At 74.1% G+C, this 15,878-nt stretch carries 19 protein-coding genes; 14 read left to right on the top strand and 5 right to left on the bottom strand.

Annotated features, from left to right (window positions below):
• Nucleotides 1-81: 81 nt before the first annotated feature.
• The 3 genes from nhaA to menC all read left to right on the top strand — a co-directional run bounded on the left by nhaA (nucleotide 82) and on the right by menC (nucleotide 3,333).
• Nucleotides 82-1,395, top strand: a complete 1,314-nt coding sequence (gene nhaA / locus OG218_RS15345) for a Na+/H+ antiporter NhaA (protein ID WP_328294098.1) — start codon at nucleotides 82-84, stop codon at nucleotides 1,393-1,395.
• A 110-nt stretch (nucleotides 1,396-1,505) separates the two neighbouring features.
• Nucleotides 1,506-2,141 (top strand): GNAT family N-acetyltransferase, encoded by a 636-nt coding sequence (locus OG218_RS15350; protein WP_328294099.1) that lies wholly within the window; start codon nucleotides 1,506-1,508, stop codon nucleotides 2,139-2,141.
• 73 nt (nucleotides 2,142-2,214) lie between these two features.
• Nucleotides 2,215-3,333, top strand: coding sequence for an o-succinylbenzoate synthase (gene menC / locus OG218_RS15355; RefSeq protein ID WP_328294100.1), 1,119 nt, complete (start codon nucleotides 2,215-2,217; stop codon nucleotides 3,331-3,333).
• A 19-nt stretch (nucleotides 3,334-3,352) separates the two neighbouring features.
• Here the strand turns inward: menC and OG218_RS15360 are convergent, their stop codons facing one another.
• Both OG218_RS15360 and OG218_RS15365 read right to left on the bottom strand, forming a co-directional pair.
• Complete coding sequence (locus OG218_RS15360; RefSeq protein WP_328294101.1) at nucleotides 3,353-4,363, bottom strand: alcohol dehydrogenase catalytic domain-containing protein; 1,011 nt, start codon at nucleotides 4,361-4,363, stop codon at nucleotides 3,353-3,355.
• Nucleotides 4,364-4,413: 50 nt separating this feature from the next.
• On the bottom strand, nucleotides 4,414-4,656 hold the full coding sequence (locus OG218_RS15365; protein WP_328294102.1) for a DUF6458 family protein: 243 nt from the start codon (nucleotides 4,654-4,656) through the stop codon (nucleotides 4,414-4,416).
• Nucleotides 4,657-4,737: 81 nt separating this feature from the next.
• Between OG218_RS15365 and OG218_RS15370 the strand changes: the two genes are divergently transcribed.
• The 5 genes from OG218_RS15370 to OG218_RS15390 are packed head-to-tail and all read left to right on the top strand — an operon-like array spanning nucleotide 4,738 to nucleotide 7,676.
• On the top strand, nucleotides 4,738-5,103 hold the full coding sequence (locus OG218_RS15370; protein WP_328294103.1) for a hypothetical protein: 366 nt from the start codon (nucleotides 4,738-4,740) through the stop codon (nucleotides 5,101-5,103).
• 54 nt (nucleotides 5,104-5,157) lie between these two features.
• Nucleotides 5,158-5,664: a SigE family RNA polymerase sigma factor gene (locus OG218_RS15375; protein WP_328294104.1), complete on the top strand. Its 507-nt coding sequence runs from the start codon at nucleotides 5,158-5,160 to the stop codon at nucleotides 5,662-5,664.
• The gene (locus tag OG218_RS15380; protein ID WP_328294105.1) at nucleotides 5,649-6,095 is read left to right on the top strand and encodes a hypothetical protein; all 447 of its coding nucleotides are present in this window, start codon (nucleotides 5,649-5,651) and stop codon (nucleotides 6,093-6,095) included. Before OG218_RS15375 ends, OG218_RS15380 begins: the two co-directional genes overlap by 16 nt.
• 41 nt (nucleotides 6,096-6,136) lie before the next feature.
• Nucleotides 6,137-6,703 (top strand): hypothetical protein, encoded by a 567-nt coding sequence (locus OG218_RS15385; RefSeq protein WP_328294106.1) that lies wholly within the window; start codon nucleotides 6,137-6,139, stop codon nucleotides 6,701-6,703.
• Nucleotide 6,704: 1 nt separating this feature from the next.
• Entirely contained in the window at nucleotides 6,705-7,676 is a 972-nt protein-coding gene (locus tag OG218_RS15390) for an amidoligase family protein (RefSeq protein ID WP_328294107.1), read from the top strand.
• On the opposite strand, the gene OG218_RS15395 is transcribed toward OG218_RS15390, so the two are convergent.
• On the bottom strand, nucleotides 7,643-7,897 hold the full coding sequence (locus tag OG218_RS15395; RefSeq protein WP_328294108.1) for a hypothetical protein: 255 nt from the start codon (nucleotides 7,895-7,897) through the stop codon (nucleotides 7,643-7,645). The genes OG218_RS15390 and OG218_RS15395 overlap by 34 nt on opposite strands.
• Nucleotides 7,898-8,045: 148 nt before the next feature.
• Here OG218_RS15395 and OG218_RS15400 point away from each other — a divergent pair, with 148 nt between their 5' ends.
• The 6 genes from OG218_RS15400 to OG218_RS15425 all read left to right on the top strand — a co-directional run bounded on the left by OG218_RS15400 (nucleotide 8,046) and on the right by OG218_RS15425 (nucleotide 14,105).
• Complete coding sequence (locus OG218_RS15400; RefSeq protein ID WP_328294109.1) at nucleotides 8,046-8,690, top strand: class I SAM-dependent methyltransferase; 645 nt, start codon at nucleotides 8,046-8,048, stop codon at nucleotides 8,688-8,690.
• 48 nt (nucleotides 8,691-8,738) lie between these two features.
• Nucleotides 8,739-10,313 (top strand): CYTH and CHAD domain-containing protein, encoded by a 1,575-nt coding sequence (locus OG218_RS15405; protein WP_328294110.1) that lies wholly within the window; start codon nucleotides 8,739-8,741, stop codon nucleotides 10,311-10,313.
• A gap of 78 nt (nucleotides 10,314-10,391) precedes the next feature.
• Entirely contained in the window at nucleotides 10,392-11,006 is a 615-nt protein-coding gene (locus tag OG218_RS15410) for a GNAT family N-acetyltransferase (RefSeq protein ID WP_328294111.1), read from the top strand.
• Nucleotides 11,003-11,773 carry an ABC transporter ATP-binding protein gene (locus tag OG218_RS15415; protein WP_328294112.1) on the top strand — a complete coding sequence of 257 codons (771 nt, stop codon included), beginning with the start codon at nucleotides 11,003-11,005 and terminating at the stop codon, nucleotides 11,771-11,773. The genes OG218_RS15410 and OG218_RS15415 overlap by 4 nt, the downstream gene beginning before the upstream one ends.
• Entirely contained in the window at nucleotides 11,770-13,362 is a 1,593-nt protein-coding gene (locus OG218_RS15420; protein ID WP_328294113.1) for a hypothetical protein, read from the top strand. Before OG218_RS15415 ends, OG218_RS15420 begins: the two co-directional genes overlap by 4 nt.
• Entirely contained in the window at nucleotides 13,359-14,105 is a 747-nt protein-coding gene (locus OG218_RS15425) for an ABC transporter permease (RefSeq protein ID WP_328294114.1), read from the top strand. Before OG218_RS15420 ends, OG218_RS15425 begins: the two co-directional genes overlap by 4 nt.
• 85 nt (nucleotides 14,106-14,190) lie before the next feature.
• Here OG218_RS15425 and OG218_RS15430 read toward each other — a convergent pair whose 3' ends face one another.
• Together OG218_RS15430 and OG218_RS15435 are read right to left on the bottom strand one after the other, a co-directional pair.
• Nucleotides 14,191-14,394, bottom strand: a complete 204-nt coding sequence (locus OG218_RS15430) for a cold-shock protein (RefSeq protein WP_328294115.1) — start codon at nucleotides 14,392-14,394, stop codon at nucleotides 14,191-14,193.
• Nucleotides 14,395-14,661: 267 nt separating this feature from the next.
• Complete coding sequence (locus tag OG218_RS15435; protein WP_328294116.1) at nucleotides 14,662-15,873, bottom strand: hypothetical protein; 1,212 nt, start codon at nucleotides 15,871-15,873, stop codon at nucleotides 14,662-14,664.
• Nucleotides 15,874-15,878 lie beyond the last annotated feature (5 nt).

A 15,878-nucleotide genomic window follows, 5' to 3' on the forward strand; every position in this document is an offset into this window, starting at 1 on the left:
GACCCCAGGTGTGCCGGGAAGTCTGGTCGGCGGTCCCGTCAGGGATCTCGCCCCTCATCGATCCCGGAAGCAGGTCGCTCCGTGCCCACCCCGCCCCCCACCGCTCGCCGTCTCCTCTTCCCCCGCGGTTCGTGGGAGGAACGCACCCGCCTCACCGACGTGCTGCGCAAGGAGACCACCGGCGGGGTCCTGCTGCTGGTGCTGACCGTCGTCGCGCTGGTCTGGGCGAACCTCCCCGGCGGCAGCTACGAGGACGTGCGGCAGTTCCACCTCGGGCCCGCGGCCCTGCACCTGAACCTCTCGATCGAGCACTGGGCCGCCGACGGCCTGCTGGCGATCTTCTTCTTCGTCACCGGCCTCGAACTCAAGAAGGAGTTCGTCGCCGGCGACCTGCGCAGCCCCCGCGCGGCGGCCCTGCCGATCGCGGCGGCGCTCGGCGGGATGGCCGTGCCCGCCCTGCTGTTCGTGCTCGTCAACGTGCTGCACCCCGACGCCCCCGAAGGGGCACTGGTCGGCTGGGCCACCCCGACCGCCACCGACATCGCGTTCGCGCTCGGGATCCTGGCCGTCGTCGGTTCGCACCTGCCGTCGGGGTTGCGGACGTTCCTGCTGACCCTCGCGGTCGTGGACGACCTGCTGGGCATCACCGTCATCGCGATCTTCTACACCGAGCAGGTGAACTGGCTGCCGCTGCTGCTGGCCCTGGTGACGCTCGTGGCCTTCACCGTCGCGGTGCAGCTCCGGGTCCGGGCGTGGTGGCTGCTCGTCCCCCTCGCCCTCGCGACCTGGGGCCTGGTCCACGCCTCGGGGATCCACGCCACGGTCGCGGGGGTCCTGCTGGGGCTCGTGGTCCCGGTGCTGCGCAGCGAGAAGAACGGTGGCCCGGACGCCGGGCCGGGTCTCTCCGAGCACTTCGAGCACGTCTGGCGACCCCTGTCGACGGGGTTCGCGGTGCCGGTCTTCGCCCTGTTCTCCGCCGGGGTCGCCATCGGCGGCGCCTCGGGTTTCGCCGCCGCGATGAAGGACTCCGTGGCCCTCGGCGTGATCGCCGGCCTCGTGCTGGGCAAACCGATCGGCATCGTCGCCACCACCTGGATCGTCTCGAAGGTGACGAAGGCCGAGCTCGACGAGAACCTGCGCTGGATCGACGTCCTGGGCATGGCGATGCTGGCCGGGATGGGGTTCACGGTCTCGCTGCTCATCGGGTCGCTCGCCTTCGGGGAGGGCACCGCAGCCGGTGAGCACGTGACGCTCGGGGTACTCGTCGGGTCGGCCGCCTCGGCGGTCCTCGCGGCCGTCGTGCTCTCCACCCGCAACCGCGTGTACCGCCGGATCGAGATCGAGGAGGGTGTCGACGCCGACGGGAACGGCATCCCGGACGTCTACGAACGCTGACCGCCGGGAGCGGGTGGACCGGATCACACCCGCCCCGTCTTGACGTCCGCCCGCGGCCGCCGCGATCGTGCAGGGATGCGCCACGGATCCCGGCCGTGCTGAGGAGTGCGGTGCTCGACACCGCGGACCTGCAGGACCAGGCGTGCGCGCTCTACCGCGACGTGCTGGGCCACGGTGAACCCGGGATGGAACTCAACCCGCGGCTGCTCTCGGCGCTGGTGCGCAACGGGGGTTCCGCCGTGGGCCTGGTCGAGGGGGAGCGCCTGGTCGCGTTCGCCTACGGCGTGCACGCCCACGACGCGGACGGCGACTACCACTACTCCCAGAGCGCCGCCGTCGCCCCCGACCACCAGGGTCTGGGGCTCGGCCGGCGGCTCAAGCAGGCCCAGGCCGACGTCGTCCGGACGGGCGGGGTGACGACGATGCGCTGGGCCTACGACCCGGTGCTGGGCCGCAACGCCCACTTCAACCTCGACGTCCTCGGCGCGCGGGCGCGCTGGTTCGTCGACGACTTCTACTTCCGCCCCGGCACGGACCGGGTGGTCGTCGAGTGGGACCTGCGCGGCCCGCCCCGTCCCGCGCCCGTCGTCGAGGAACTGCACCTCCCCTCCGGTCCCGTGACGGCCGCGGTCCGGACCGACCTGCGGCGGGGTTTCCGCGCGCTGCTGGACGCCGGGTACGTGGCCGTCAGCTGCGGCCGGGCCGAGCACGGCGGATCGGTCTACGGTTTCGGGCGTCCCCGATGAGAACCACCTGCCTGAGAAGAACCACCTGCCTGACGAGAACCACCTGCCTGACGAGAACCACCGAGGAGCGAGCGTGAAGATCGTCCGTGCCGACCTGCACCAGGTGCGCCTGCCGCTGGTCCACGAGTTCCAGACCAGCTCGCACCGCAAGGGCTTCCTCGAACACCTGCTGGTGGAACTGACCGACGAGGACGGCCGCACCGGGTGGGGTGAGATCGCCTGCCCCAGCGACCCGTTCTTCGCCCCCGACACCGTCGCGACGAGCTGGCACGTGGCGACGACCTACCTGCTGCCCGCCGTCGTCGGACGTTCCGTCTCCTCCGCCCCGGAGGTCTCGGGCGCCTACGCCAAGGTGCGCGGACACCAGTTCGCGAAGGCCGGGGTGGACGTCGCGGCGTGGTCGTTGTGGTCGGCCCGCCAGGGGGTTCCGCTGTCCGCGGCGCTCGGGGGCACGCGGTCCTCGGTCGTCGCAGGGGTTTCGCTCGGCATCGAGAAGACCATCGACGACCTGCTCGAGCAGGTGCACCACCACCACGTCGGGTCCGGGTACCCGCGGGTCAAGCTGAAGATCCAGCCCGGGTGGGACGTCGAACCGGTCCACGCCGTGCGCGCCGCGTTCGGCGACGACCTGCTGCTGCACGTCGACGCCAACGGCGCCTACTCCGACTCCCCGGAACACCTGACGGCGTTGCGGGCCCTCGACGGGTTCGGGCTGACGATGATCGAGCAGCCGTTCGCGCCGCGGGCGTTCACGACGTCGGCGGAGTTCCAGCGTTCGGTCCGGACGCCCGTCTGCCTGGACGAGTCGATCGACACCGTCGACGACCTGCGGACCGCGCAGGCCCTGGGGTCGGGCCGGGTGCTGAACGTCAAGGTGTCGCGGATGGGCGGTCTGAGCACCGCGCTGGCGGCGCACGACCTCGCCGTCGAGTTCGGCTGGCCGGCCTGGGTCGGGGGGATGCACGAGTTCGGGGTGGGGCGCGCCGCGAACGTCGCGCTCTCCAGCCTCTCGGGTTTCACGATGCCCTCCGACGTGTCGGCGTCGGAGAAGTACTACGCCCGCGACGTGACGACGCCCATCACCGCCGTCGGCGGGATCGTGGCGGTCTCCGCCCTCCCGGGGCTGGGCGTCGAGGTGGACCGGGAGTTCCTGGTGCAGAACCGGGTCCGGGCCGAGGGTTTCACCGCGTGAGTCGCCGCCCGGGTCGGGATCAACCGGTGGTGAGGACCATCCGGAAGCGGGCCTGACCGGAGTGCATCCGGTCGAAGGCCTCGGCTGCCCCGGCGAGCGGACGCTCCTCGACCAGGCCGCGGATCCCCTGGTCGACGGCGAAGCGGAGGTTGTCCTCGTTCTCGATGGCGCGGCCGGTGAGGGAACCCTCGAGGACGGCGTCACCGAAGATCAGACTCAGCGCGGGGACCGCGATGGGCTGGCTGCCGGCGCCGACGACCATCAGGTGGCCGCCGTGGGCCAGGCCTCCCAGCAGGGCCGAGGTCGAGTCGCCGGCCGCGGCGGTGGCGACGATGACCCGGGCCCCGCCCAGCCGCTGGAGCCCGGCCGCCACGTCGTCGGCCACCGCGTCGAGGTAGTACCGCGCCCCGAACGACCGCGCCTGCTCCTCCTTGGCCCTGCCCCTGGCGATCGCGACGACCCGCAACCCCATGCGCGCGGCGTACTGGAGGCCCAGGTGCCCGAGCCCGCCGATCCCCTGGACCGCCACGAGGTCCCCGGCCCGCACCCCGGCCTTGAGCAGCGCGTTGTAGACGGTGAACCCGGCGCACAGCAGGGGCGCGGCCTCGGCGGAGGTCAGCTCGTCGGGAACCGCCACCAGGCCGCTGGCCCGCGCGTAGGCCACCTCGGCGTAGCCGCCGTCGACGCTCGAGCCGGTGAGGGGCTGGTCGGCGCAGGCGACGAAGTTCCCGCGGCGGCAGGCGTCGCACACCCCGCAGTGCCCACCGAGGTACCCCACGCCGACCCGCTGGCCCAGGGACCAGCCGGAGACGCCGTCACCCAGGGCGTCGACGACGCCGACCACCTCGTGACCCGGAACGCGGGAGGGTTCGTGCGGTGCGTGCGGCTGCACGGTGAACACGTCGGTGTGGCAGATGCCGCACGCCTGGACCCTCAGGCGGACGTGCCCGGGGGCCGGGTCGACCAGCGGTCGGGTCGAGGGGGCCAGCGTTCCGTCCGGCGTGACGTGGAGGACGGCGTAGGTGCTCACGGGCGCTCCACCACGGTCGCTCGTCCCGCTCGCGTCGAACGGCTGCCCGCTCAGAGGTCGCGGGTCTCGGTGCGGCGCGTCGTGGCGTTGCGGGTGGGGTCGGTGCTCGTCACGCTCGTCGTCCGCTGGGTCCGGGGCCGGAACAGCGCGAACTCGAGGACGATCCCGAGGACACCGACCACCATGAGGATCACCCCGACCGTCTTGAGGTCGACTCCGCTGAAGGAGACGGTCACGGCGAAGGCGAGGATCGCTCCGACCGCGAGGAGGAAGATGCTGGTTCCCAGGCGCATCCGTCGAGCGTCCCGCGTCCGCCGTCGAAGCGCACCCCGGGAGCCCTGGTCGCGCCCGGCGCGTCGGCGTAGCGTCACGCCATGGGCAGCACGGACCCGGTCGACACCAACCCTGGTTCCTACGCCGTCGTCTTCGAGAACGACCGCGTCCGCGTCCTGGAGTACCGCGACGTCCCGGGTCACCGCTCCGTGCCCCACGAGCACCCCGACAGCGTCATGGTCACCCTCAGCTCGTTCCGGCGCCGCCTGATCGCCGGGGACCGCCAGGTCGACGTCGAGCTCCCGAGCGGGGCCGTCCGGTGGCTGGGCGCCCAGGGCCATTCCGGGGAGAACACCGGGGACACCGAGACGCACTGCCTCTTCGTGGAGCTCAAGGAACCCGCCCCCGTCCCGCGCGAGGGTGCGCCCCCGCTCGGACCCAGCGGTGACGCCGCCGCGCGCGTCTGACCGAGGGGGCCCGCTGGAGGCAACCTCGCGGGGCGCTGCGTCGTCTGGAGAGGTGTGGGGGGTTCGTTCGAGGAGTTCGTGAGCACCGGCAGCGACCGGCTGCTCGGCTTCGCGCTGCTCCTGACCGGCGACCGCGGCCACGCGGAGGACCTCCTGCAGGACGTGCTCGAGCGGATGTACGTGCGCTGGCGCCGCATCGACGACCCGCACGCCTACGCCCGCACGGCGCTGGCCCGCAAGGTCACCGACCGGTGGCGGGCGCGGGCCCGTCGACCGCGCGAGGTCGTCTTCGAGGACCACCACGACGACCCCGTGGCCGACGGTGCCGCGGAACGGGCCGAACGGTCCCGGGTCGTCGAGGCGCTGCGGAACCTGCCGCCGCGGCAGCGCGCCGTCATCGTCCTGCGCTACTTCGAGGACTGGTCGGAGGAGCAGATCGCCGACCAGCTCGACGTCTCGCGCGGGACGGTCAAGAGCCAGGCCTCCAAGGGACTGGCCGCACTGCGTCAACGCATGCAGGAGAGGAACGAGGAGGTGGGCGCACGGTGGACGAAGGGCTGAGCGGCTGGGAGGACCGGCTGCGGCGCGAGCTCGACGCGTCGGTCCGCGACGTCCGGACGGGTGACGACCTCGTCGTGCGGACGCGAGAAGGGGGTCGGCGACGGGTGCGGCGCCGGCGCGCGCTGGTGACGTTGCCCGCGGCGGTCGTCGTGGCGGGGGGTGCGGTGTGGGCGGGCCGCCAGGCCGCGCCCCAGCCGGTGGCCCCGGCGAGCAGCCCGATCACGGCCGCCCCGACGCCGCTCGTGGTGGCGACGGTGCCACCCGTCCTGACGATGGGTGAGGACGCTGCCCGTGACGTGTTCTTCGGCGCCGGCTACACCTACGACGACGCGGTGGAACTCGGGGGGTTGTGGAACACCGACGACTGGCAGGCCAAGGCCCTCGGTGGGCAGGCCCTGCAGAACGGTCAGGCCCTTCCGATCTCCCGCTGATCCGAGGCAACGCGACGAGTGCGTGAGGCGTCTTCCAGGGCATGAGCGACAACGACACCCGGATCACCCGGACCCCGGCGAACCGGCGCGCAGCGCGGATCGTCACGGCGACCATCGTCGCGGGCGGCATCGCCCTCGCCGGCGGGACCGCCTACGCCAACGCGGACCCCGAGCAGGCCCCGGCCGCCCCCGCAGCGGCTCCCGCGGTCCCCGTCACCCACGTCGACCCCGTCCCCGCGCCGAGCACCGACCCCGACCAGGCCTCGCGCGAGGTGTTCTTCGCGGCGGGCTACACCTACGACGACGCCGTCGTCCTCGGTGCGCAGTGGTCGCAGGACCCGTGGGAGGCGAAGGTCACCGGCGGCGAGAAGCTCACCGCCGGTGAGGCCCTGCCGATCGCCCCCGGCAGTTCCCCGACGGCTCCGAGCGACCCCGGGACCGGGGTCGGTGACGACGAGTCCGCGGCCGTCGACGCGTTCTTCGCGGCCGGGTACACCTACGACGACGCCGTTGCCCTCGGTACCGTCTGGAACGTGGACCCCTGGGAGGCGAAGGTCACCGGCGGCGGGAAGCTGCTCGCGGGCGAGACCCTGCCGGTCGCACCCTGACGTGAGCACGAGCCTGCCGCGCGCCGGTTTCGAGGTCGAGCTGCTCGCCCCCGTCGGGGTGAGCCGGCTCGACCTCGCGCAGGAGATGGCTTCCCGCGCAGGCGGATCGGTGCGTCGCCGGTTCCACGTCGACACCGAGGCGTCGTCGGCGCCGGGGGTGTCGACGTTCTGGCACCTGACCCCCGCCTTCGACGTCCTCGACGCCGGGGGCGGGGCGGTGTGCTCCCTCGTCGACGACACGACGATCGTCGCCGACCTCGACGCCCGGGCACCCTCGAAACCCGGGTGGTACCGGATCCTCAGCGACGACCCGCGGCTGCTGCGCCTCGTGGAACGTCACGCCGACCCGGCGGAGGGGATCGGATCGGTGCTGGACCCCGTCGCGGAACTGTTCGGCGTCCGGGTCCGGGACGCCGGGGTCGTGCGCAGGCTCGACGACTCCGCGGGGGCGACGATCGCGCTGGCGGCGCCGCTGCCGGGGGAGCGGGAACGTCCCTGCGAGGTCGTGACCCCGCCGTGGGTGGACGACCACGCCCGGCGACTCGAGGAACTGCTGGAACCCGCCCGCGACCTGGGGTTCACCGTTCCGGCCGAGGCGGCCGTCCACGTGAACCTCGACGCCGGACCGTTCCGGGACGTCGGGCGGTTCCGGCACGTCGTGTCGACGTTCGGGGAACGTCGCGAGGAACTCCGGGGACTGTTCGCGACGAACCCGCGCTGCACCCGGCTCGCGCCGCTGCCCGTGGAACTCGTGGAACTCGTCCGACGGGACTGGCCGGACTGGGGTTCGCTGCGCACCGCCGCGGCCGCCACGGGCGTGAGCAAGTTCAGCGACGTGAACCTGACGCGGGTGCTGGGCGTGCGTCCGGGCCCCGACGTCCTCGAGGTGCGGATCCTGCCCGGGGCCATCGACGGGGCGTCGATCGGTGGGCGGTTCGTTCAGCTGGTGGAGTTGTTGCGCTCGACGAGGTAGGTGTGGCCGCCGCGGGTCACGCGCTCCCAGCCGTCGAAGCCGGCGCTGGCCTCCTCCGGGGTGCGCGGCCCGCGCTGCGGCCCCTCCTCCTGCGACACCTGGGCCGGGCCGGTGAAGTTGAAGACCGCGTCGAGGAAGAGGTCGAAGAGGCGGTTCCGGGACCGGGGGCGCTGCAGGGAACGTGGGGTCCGCGTCGGGTCCGGCGACGATACTTCGTGCATGAATCGTTAGTGTACGCGTGATCGGCGACCCCGTCGAGGTGACGCTCACCATGCCCATGCCCATGACCACGATGCGGTCACCGGACGCCTCCTTGCCGGAACGGCAAGGAGGCTCGACCGCGGCAGCCCGACCGCGGACGATCGGTCCATGCCCCACTTCGACCTCACCGCCCGCGACGCCCGTGAACTCTGGGAGGGCATGTACTCCTCCGGCCACGGGCACGTCTGGAGCGGAGAACCCAACGCCGCGCTCGTCGACGCCGTCGCCGACCTCACCCCGGGCACGGCCCTGGACCTCGGCTGCGGGGAGGGCGGTGACGTCCTGCACCTGGCCCGCCTCGGCTGGCGGGTCACCGGCGTCGACGTCTCCGACACCGCGATCGAGCGGGCCCGCGCGCACGCCGCGCAGGCAGGGGTCGAGGCGCACTTCGAACGCCACGACCTCGGCCAGACCTTCCCCGCGGGGGAGTTCGACCTGGTGACGGCGTCCTTCCTGCACTCCTTCGCCTTCCTCGACCGGATCGACGTGCTGCGCCGCGCGGCGCAGGCGGTGGCGCCGGGGGGTTCGCTGCTCGTCCTCGGTCACCACACCGTCCCGCCGGCCCAGCTCGAGCGCTGGCGCGACGACGGCGTCGTCATCGACCTGCCCTCGCCCGCGGAACTGCGCGAACGGCTCGCGCCGGCGGGGGAGTGGCGCGTCGGGCGGGAGGAGACGACCGAACGGAGGATCACGTTCGAGGACGGCAGTACCTTCGTCGGAGCCGACGGTGTCCTGCGCCTGGACCGCAGCTGACCTGCGGGAATGCGGGTCCGTTCACCCTGGCGTGGTAATTCTTGGCCCATGCCGTCCCCGCGCCTGGCCCTCACCCGCACCTACCTCGCGCCGAACTCCGAGCAGGCTCCCGGCGCCGGTGAGCTGCCCGGCGTCGCCGACGTCGGCCCCCTCGTCGACGTCGTCAGCGAGGAGACGCACTACGACACGGCCGACCTCGCGCTGGCCGCGGCCGGCGTCTCGGTGCGGCGCCAGACGGCCGAGCGCACCAGCCCCGCGCCCCGCGGCTGGGTCCTCGAGGTGCCCGGCCGGGGCCCCCGCACCCACGAGGTCCGCCACGCCCTGGGTCGGGCCGTCCGCACCGCACCCGCTGCGCTGCAACGTCTCACCTGGGCCGCGGCCCGTGGACGTGCCCTCGGTCCCGTCCTGGCGCTGACCACCAGCGCGAACCAGCGCGACCTGCTCGACGCCGACGGCCTCGTCGTCGCCCGCCTGACCACGCGCGCCGTCTCCGCCCGGGCGCTCGCGCCCGAGGACGCCGCCGCGCAGACCTGGTCGGAGTGGCAGGTCGAGGTCGTCGACGGCCGCCGCGACCTGCTCGACGCCATCACCGACGCCTGGGAGGCCCTCGGCGCCGAGGAGTCCGACCGCACCGCGCAGCTGCGCACCGTCCTCGACGGCCCGGACGACGACGAGGGCGACGACGCCGTCTCGGTCGACGACAGCGCCGGCGCGGCCGTCCTCGCCCGCCTCGCGCAGGACGTCGGCTGGCTGCTGACCCAGGACCCCCTGGCCCGCATCGACGCCCCCGACGCCGTCCGCTCGCTGCGGGTGGCCGCCCGCCGCCTGCACAACGTGCTCAGCACCTTCGCCCCGCTCTTCACCGAGGACGCCACCGACGCGCTGCGCGCCGACCTCGCCTGGATCACCGAGGTCACCCGACCCTCCCGCGACCTCGAGGTCCTCGCCGAGCAGCTGCTCGAGGACCTCGACGAGGAGGCCGCGGGCCACGTCGCCGGGACCGGCACCGGCGACCCCGCCGTCGTCGCCGACCGCGTCCGCGCCATCCTCACCGAACGGGCCGACGCCGCCCACGCCGCGGTGCTCGAGGCGCTGGACTCCCAGCGCTACCGCGACCTCGTCGCCGCCCTCGAGGCGTTCGTCGCCGACCCGCCGACGGTCAAGCCCGCCCGCCGCGACGCCCGCAAGGTCCTGCTGCCGCTGGTCTCCGAGGCCCACCGCGCGGTCCGCGACGCGTACCGCGACGTCGACCTCGACGACCACAGCGAGATCGACCACGACGTCGACCACGCCACCGCCGACGACGCCGCGGCGCTCACCCGCCTGCGGGTCGCCGCCGCCGCCGCGCGCGACGCGGCCGCCGTCGTCGCGCCCCACGTCGGGGAACCGGCCGAGGAGTACGTCGACGTCGTCAAGGAACTCCTCGACGTCCTCGACGAGCACGCCGAGACCGTCGTCGCCCGCGAGTTCCTCGCCGGTCTCGTCGACGACTTCGGCTCCGGCGCGTTCGTCCTCGGGCGCCTCCACGCCCTCGACGAGGTCCGCTCGGCCGTCGCGTTCCACGACGTCGAGAGCGCGTGGGACGCCGCCAACCGCAAGAAGCTCCGCCGCTTCATGAAGTGACGCGTTCACCCCGGTCCCCCTCCACGACGGGGGTCCGGGGAGGGGGCCGGCGGCCGGGCGGGTGGCTAGGGTCGGGGGGTGAGCGAGTCCCCCACGACCCCGTCCGCCGAGTTCTCCACCCCCGTGACGCTGACCGGGTCACGCGTGGTGCTGGAACCGCTGAGCCACGAGCACGCGGACGGGCTGCGCGCCGTCGTCACCGAGGGCGACCTGCACCGGACCTGGTACACCCACATCCCCGCGCCCGACGCCGTCGAGGCCGAGATCGACCGGCGGCTCGGGTTGCAGGCCCGGGGCGAGATGGCGCCGTGGGCCGTCCGCCGTCTCGACACCGGCGAGGTGTGCGGGGCCACGACGTTCATGGCCGTGCGGCCCGCGGCGCGCAAGCTCGAGATCGGGTCCACGTTCTACGCGAAGAGCGCGCAACGCACCGGTATCAACACCGAGACCAAGTTGCTGCTGCTCACCCGGGCCTTCGAGGAACTGCGCTGCATCGCCGTCGAGTTCCGCACGCACTGGCACAACCACCAGTCCCGCGCCGCGATCGCCCGCCTCGGCGCGAAGCAGGACGGTGTGCTGCGCAACAACGACATCTGGCCCGACGGTTCCTACCGCGACACCGTGGTGTTCTCGATCCTCGACCAGGAGTGGCCCGCCGCCCGCACCGACCTGCGGTACCGGTTGCAGCGATGACCGCGCCGGAGCACGGGGCGCCGGCGCTCTCCCTGCGCGGGCTCACGAAGCGGTTCGGCGCCAAGGTGGCCGTCGCCGGGATCGACCTCGACGTGCCCGCGGGTTCCTTCTACGGGGTCGTCGGCCCCAACGGTGCCGGCAAGACGACGACGCTGTCGATGGCGACCGGGTTGCTGCGACCCGACGCCGGGCGGGCGTTCGTCCTCGGCCAGGACCTCTGGGCCGACCCGATCGGCGGCAAACGCCTCCTCGGTGTGCTGCCCGACGGCGTCCGGTTGTTCGACCGCCTCACCGGCCTGGAACTCGTCCGCTACGCCGGGTTGCTGCGAGCCATGCCCCGCGACGTCGTCGAGTCGCGGGCGCGTGAACTCCTCGACGCGCTGGGGTTGTCCGAGGCGGGGAACACCCTCGTCGTCGACTACTCCGCCGGGATGACGAAGAAGGTCGCCCTGGCCTGCGCGCTCGTCCACGCCCCCCGGCTGCTCGTCCTCGACGAACCCTTCGAGGCGGTCGACCCGGTGAGCGGGTCGACGATCCGCTCGATCCTCTCCGCCTACGTCGGGGGCGGCGGGACGGTCGTGCTCTCCAGCCACGTCATGGACCTCGTCGAACGACTGTGCGACCACGTCGCCGTCATCGCCGCCGGCCAGGTCCTCGCCGCGGGGGAACTGTCCACCGTCCGCGGCGGAGGGACCCTCGAGGAACGTTTCGTCGACCTCGTCGGCGGCGGGCGCGACGTGTCCGGGACCCTGGACTGGCTGCGGTGACCGCGCCACCGCTGCGGACCCTCGTCGGTCTCAAGCTCCTGCTGCTGCGCAACGGGTTCCGCCGCAGCAGCTGGCAACTCGTGGCGTTCGTCCTCGGGGCGGTCTGGGCGCTCGTGCTCGTCCTGTCGCTGGGCGGGGGGCTGGTCGCGCTGCGGTTCAGCCCGATGGACCTCGCGGGGCCCGTCGTCGTCGGCGGCGGAACCCTGGCCGTCCTCGGGTGGGCGTTCCTGCCGCTGGTCGCCTTCGGCGTCGACGAGACCCTCGACCCCGGCCGGTTCGCGACCTTCGGGGTCCCGCGCCGTGCCCTCGTCCCCGGGTTGCTCCTCGGCGGCCTCGTCGGGATCCCCGGGGTGGCGACGGCCCTGCTCGCGGTGGCCGTCGTCGTGTCCTTCTCCCGGTCCGTCCCCGCGGTCCCGTTCTGCCTGGTCGCCCTCGCCGTGGGCGTCCTCACCGCCGTCGCGGCCTCGCGCACCACGACGACCGTCGCCGCCGCCGTCCTGCGCGGACGCCGCACCCGCGACGCGCTCGCGGTGCTCGGCGGGGTCCTCGCCGTCGGCATCGGACCGGGGTTCAACGTCGCCCTGCAACGCGCCGGCGACGTCGTGCAGCTGGGACGCGACATCGCCGGGGTCGCCGGCTGGACCCCACCCGGCTTCGCCTTCGCCGCCGCGGCCGACGCCGCCGACGGCCGCTGGGGCACGGCGCTGCTGCGGTTCCTGCTCGCGCTCCTCGTCCTCGCCGGGCTGCTCTGGGCCTGGACCGCCGCCCTCGGACCCGCCGGCACCGGGCCGACCGGTCGGGGCGACACCGGGGGCGCACGCGTCGACACCCGCACCCACCCCGTCCTGGACCGGCTGCCCGCCAGTCCCGCCGTCGCCGTCGCCGTGCGCTGCAGCCGCTACTGGCGCCGCGACCCCCGCTACCTGCTCAGCGCCGCGTCGCTGCTGGTGATCCCGCTCCTCGTCGTCGTGCTGCCCGCCTCCCAGGGCCGCGGCTTCGGCGCCTGGTTGCTCGTCGCCGGCCCCGCGCTCGCCTTCGTGATGGGCTGGTCGCTGCACAACGACGTCGCCTACGACCACTCCGCCTTCGCCCTGCACGTCGCCGCCGGGGTCCGCGGCCGCGACGACCGGGCCGGTCGCGTCCTCGCCGCGGCGCTGTGGCAGGTCCCGGTGGCCCTCGTCGTCGCCGTGGCCGGTGCGGTGCTCAGCGACCACGCCGACCTCGTGCCCGCCGTCCTCGGCGCGACCCTCGGGCTGCTCGGGGCCGGTCTCGGCGTCTCCAGCGTCGCGAGCGCCCTCGCCCCCTACCCCGCGCCGCCGCCCGGGGCGAACCCCTTCCAGCAGCCCCGCGGCGCCGGGGCCGCCGCCGTGCTCGCCCAGCTCGCGACGTCCGGTCTCACCACCGCCCTCGCGCTGCCCGCGCTGGTCCCGGCCGTCCTCGCCCTCGTCGGCCCGGCCTGGGCCGGCTGGATCGCGCTGCCCGTCGGGATCGTCCTCTGCGGGCTGTGGACGTGGCTGGGCATCACCCAGGGCGGGGCCGTGCTGGACCGCCGGGCCCCGGAGGTCCTGGCCCGCGTCAGCGGCTCGTGATCGCCTGGGGGGAGGTCCTCCCCGTCGGGCTCGCCCTCGTCCTGCTCGCGGGCACCGCCGTCGGGGTCGGGCACCTCGGCGGCCTCCGGCAGGGGCGCGACGTCGTCGTGGTCGTGGCCCGCGCCGTCGTGCAGATCGTCCTCGTCGGACTCGTCCTCGGACTGGTCCTGCGGACCCCGTTCCTCGCCCCGCTCTACCTGGCGCTCGCCCTCGGCGTCGCGTCCTGGACGTCCGCGCGGCGGCTGGCCTCCGCCCGGGTCTGGCCCGTGACGGCGCTCGCGATCGGGTCGGGGGCGGTGGTCTCGGCGGTGGTCGTCGTGGGCACCGGGGCCCTGCAGTGGCACGTCCTGCAGGTCCTGCCCTTCACGGCGCAGCTCATCGGCGGGGCCATGAGCGCGACGACGCTGGCGGGACGCCGGATGCTCGACGACGTCGACGCGGACTGGGCGAGCGTCGAGGGGTGGCTGGCGATCGGGGCCACCCCGGCGCAGGCCGTCGCGCCGCTGGGCCGGACGGCCGCGGCGCGGGCGCTGGCCCCCGCGCTGGACCAGACCCGGACGGTCGGTCTGGTGACGCTGCCCGGGGCGTTCGTCGGGCTGCTGCTGGGCGGGGCCGGCCCGCTCGAAGCGGCCCGCGTGCAGTTGCTGGTGCTGGTGGGGCTGATCGCTGCGGAGACGATCGCCGTGGTGGTCGTCACGACCGGTCTGGGGCGCCGGCTGGAGTTCCGGCCGGAACGTTCGTGAGGCGCTCCACGAACCACCCCGGGAACGGCGCAGGGCCCTCCCACGGCGTGCGTGGAAGGGCCCTGAACTTGTGGTCGAGAGGGTCTCAGAGAACCCGCACGTCCTCGGCCTGCGGACCCTTCTGGCCCTGCGTCACCTCGAACTCCACGCGGGCGTTCTCCTCCAGCGAGCGGTAGCCGTTGCCACCGATGGCGGAGTAGTGCACGAAGACGTCGGGGCCGCCGCCGTCCTGTTCGATGAAGCCGAAGCCCTTCTCAGCGTTGAACCACTTGACGGTGCCCTGGGCCATTTGTTCTCCAACACGTTCCGGTCGATCAAGCCCCGCGACGACCGCGGGACTCGGGCTGAGGGGGAACGTCACGCCGGACCTGTGGTCCGGGCGACGCCCGCAGGCACTCCGCGGGCGTACGAAACGATCGAGGAGCTGCGGTGACCTGCAGCCGTGGGGAAGCTAACACGCAAGGTGCGAGTCTGCGCAAGACCTCCACGCCACCCGATCGCGGCCGGTCGCGACCCGCGACCCCGCGCCTGCGCGGTCCTGGCCCCCTGCCGTGGGTCAGAGCGCGTCGACGGCCAGCACGACGGACGCCGCCGACCAGCCGAGCGGGGCGGGTCCGGCCGGTGAACCGTCGGCGAGGACCTTCTCGGGGATCGCGCCCCAGCCGGTCCGGTGCGAGTTCAACCAGTCGAGCCAGGCGCGGGCCTGGGCCGGCCGGCCACTGCTCGCCGCGGCGTAGGCGACGAGGGCGGTCTCGGGCGTCCAGGAGATCCCGTCCTGCTTCCACCCCGACCCCGGGGCCAACCCGCCGGCCGGACGCAGCGCCGCCACCTGGTAGGCGTCGAACGCCGCCAGCACAGGACGTTCGGCCCGCGCCGTGAACGGCGGCAGCAGGAACGTCACCGCCGCGTCGACCCCGCCGGAGGGTTCGTCGGGTTCGGCGTAGCGGGCGAAGCCGGCCGGTGCGAAGTGCGCGCGGACGGCGGCGTCCAGCCGGTTCGCGCACCGGTCGACCGACAGGGCGCGGGTTCGTTCCCCGAGCCGGGAGTACACCGCCGCCGCGGCGTGCAGACCCGCCGCCAGCGGGGCGGCCGTTCCGAGGGTGAGCAGGCTCTCGCGACGTTCCCAGTAGTCGGAGGAGGGGTCCGGCAACCGTTCCCCGTCGTCGGTCCGACCCAGGACGAACTCCGTCGCCGCGTCGAGGACGGGCCGCAACGCCTGCGCCCGCTCCCGCGCCGAACCGGGCGACGGGTCGGCGTCGAGGACCTCGCGCAGGGCCCACAGCGTCCATCCCGCGCCGTCGTCCTGGCGTCGCCGACCGTCGGGGGTTCCCTCCCCGTCCAGCAGGTAGCGGGCCTCGAACCCGCCGTCGTCCAGTTGCACGTCGGCGAGGAAGTGCAGGACGCGGGTCGCGTCGTCGGTGTGGCCCGTGCGGGCGAAGGCCACGGCCGCGAACGCCGAGTCCCGCGGCCACGCGTAGTTCCAGCTCCGGGCCGGCCCGGCCGCGACGGCCCCGCTGCCGGCGGTGAGGGCGCGCAGGTCCAGCAGACCCTGTCGCACCATCTCGGCGTAGGTTCCGTCGGCGCCCGGCACGACCCCCTCGGCCAGCCAGGCCGCGTCGGCCTCCGGGTCCGGGGTGTGCCAGGACGCCTCGGTCAGCAACCGGGGCGGGGGAGCGGCCTCGGTCCGTTCCGGCACGACCATCGACCCCACGCCGGCGGTGAGGACGAGCGTCGTCCCGCCCGCGGCCAGCAACCACCGTCGACGCACACCCA

The sequence above is a fragment of the Kineococcus sp. NBC_00420 genome, from assembly GCF_036021035.1.
In the GTDB taxonomy this organism is placed as follows: Bacteria; Actinomycetota; Actinomycetes; order Actinomycetales; family Kineococcaceae; genus Kineococcus.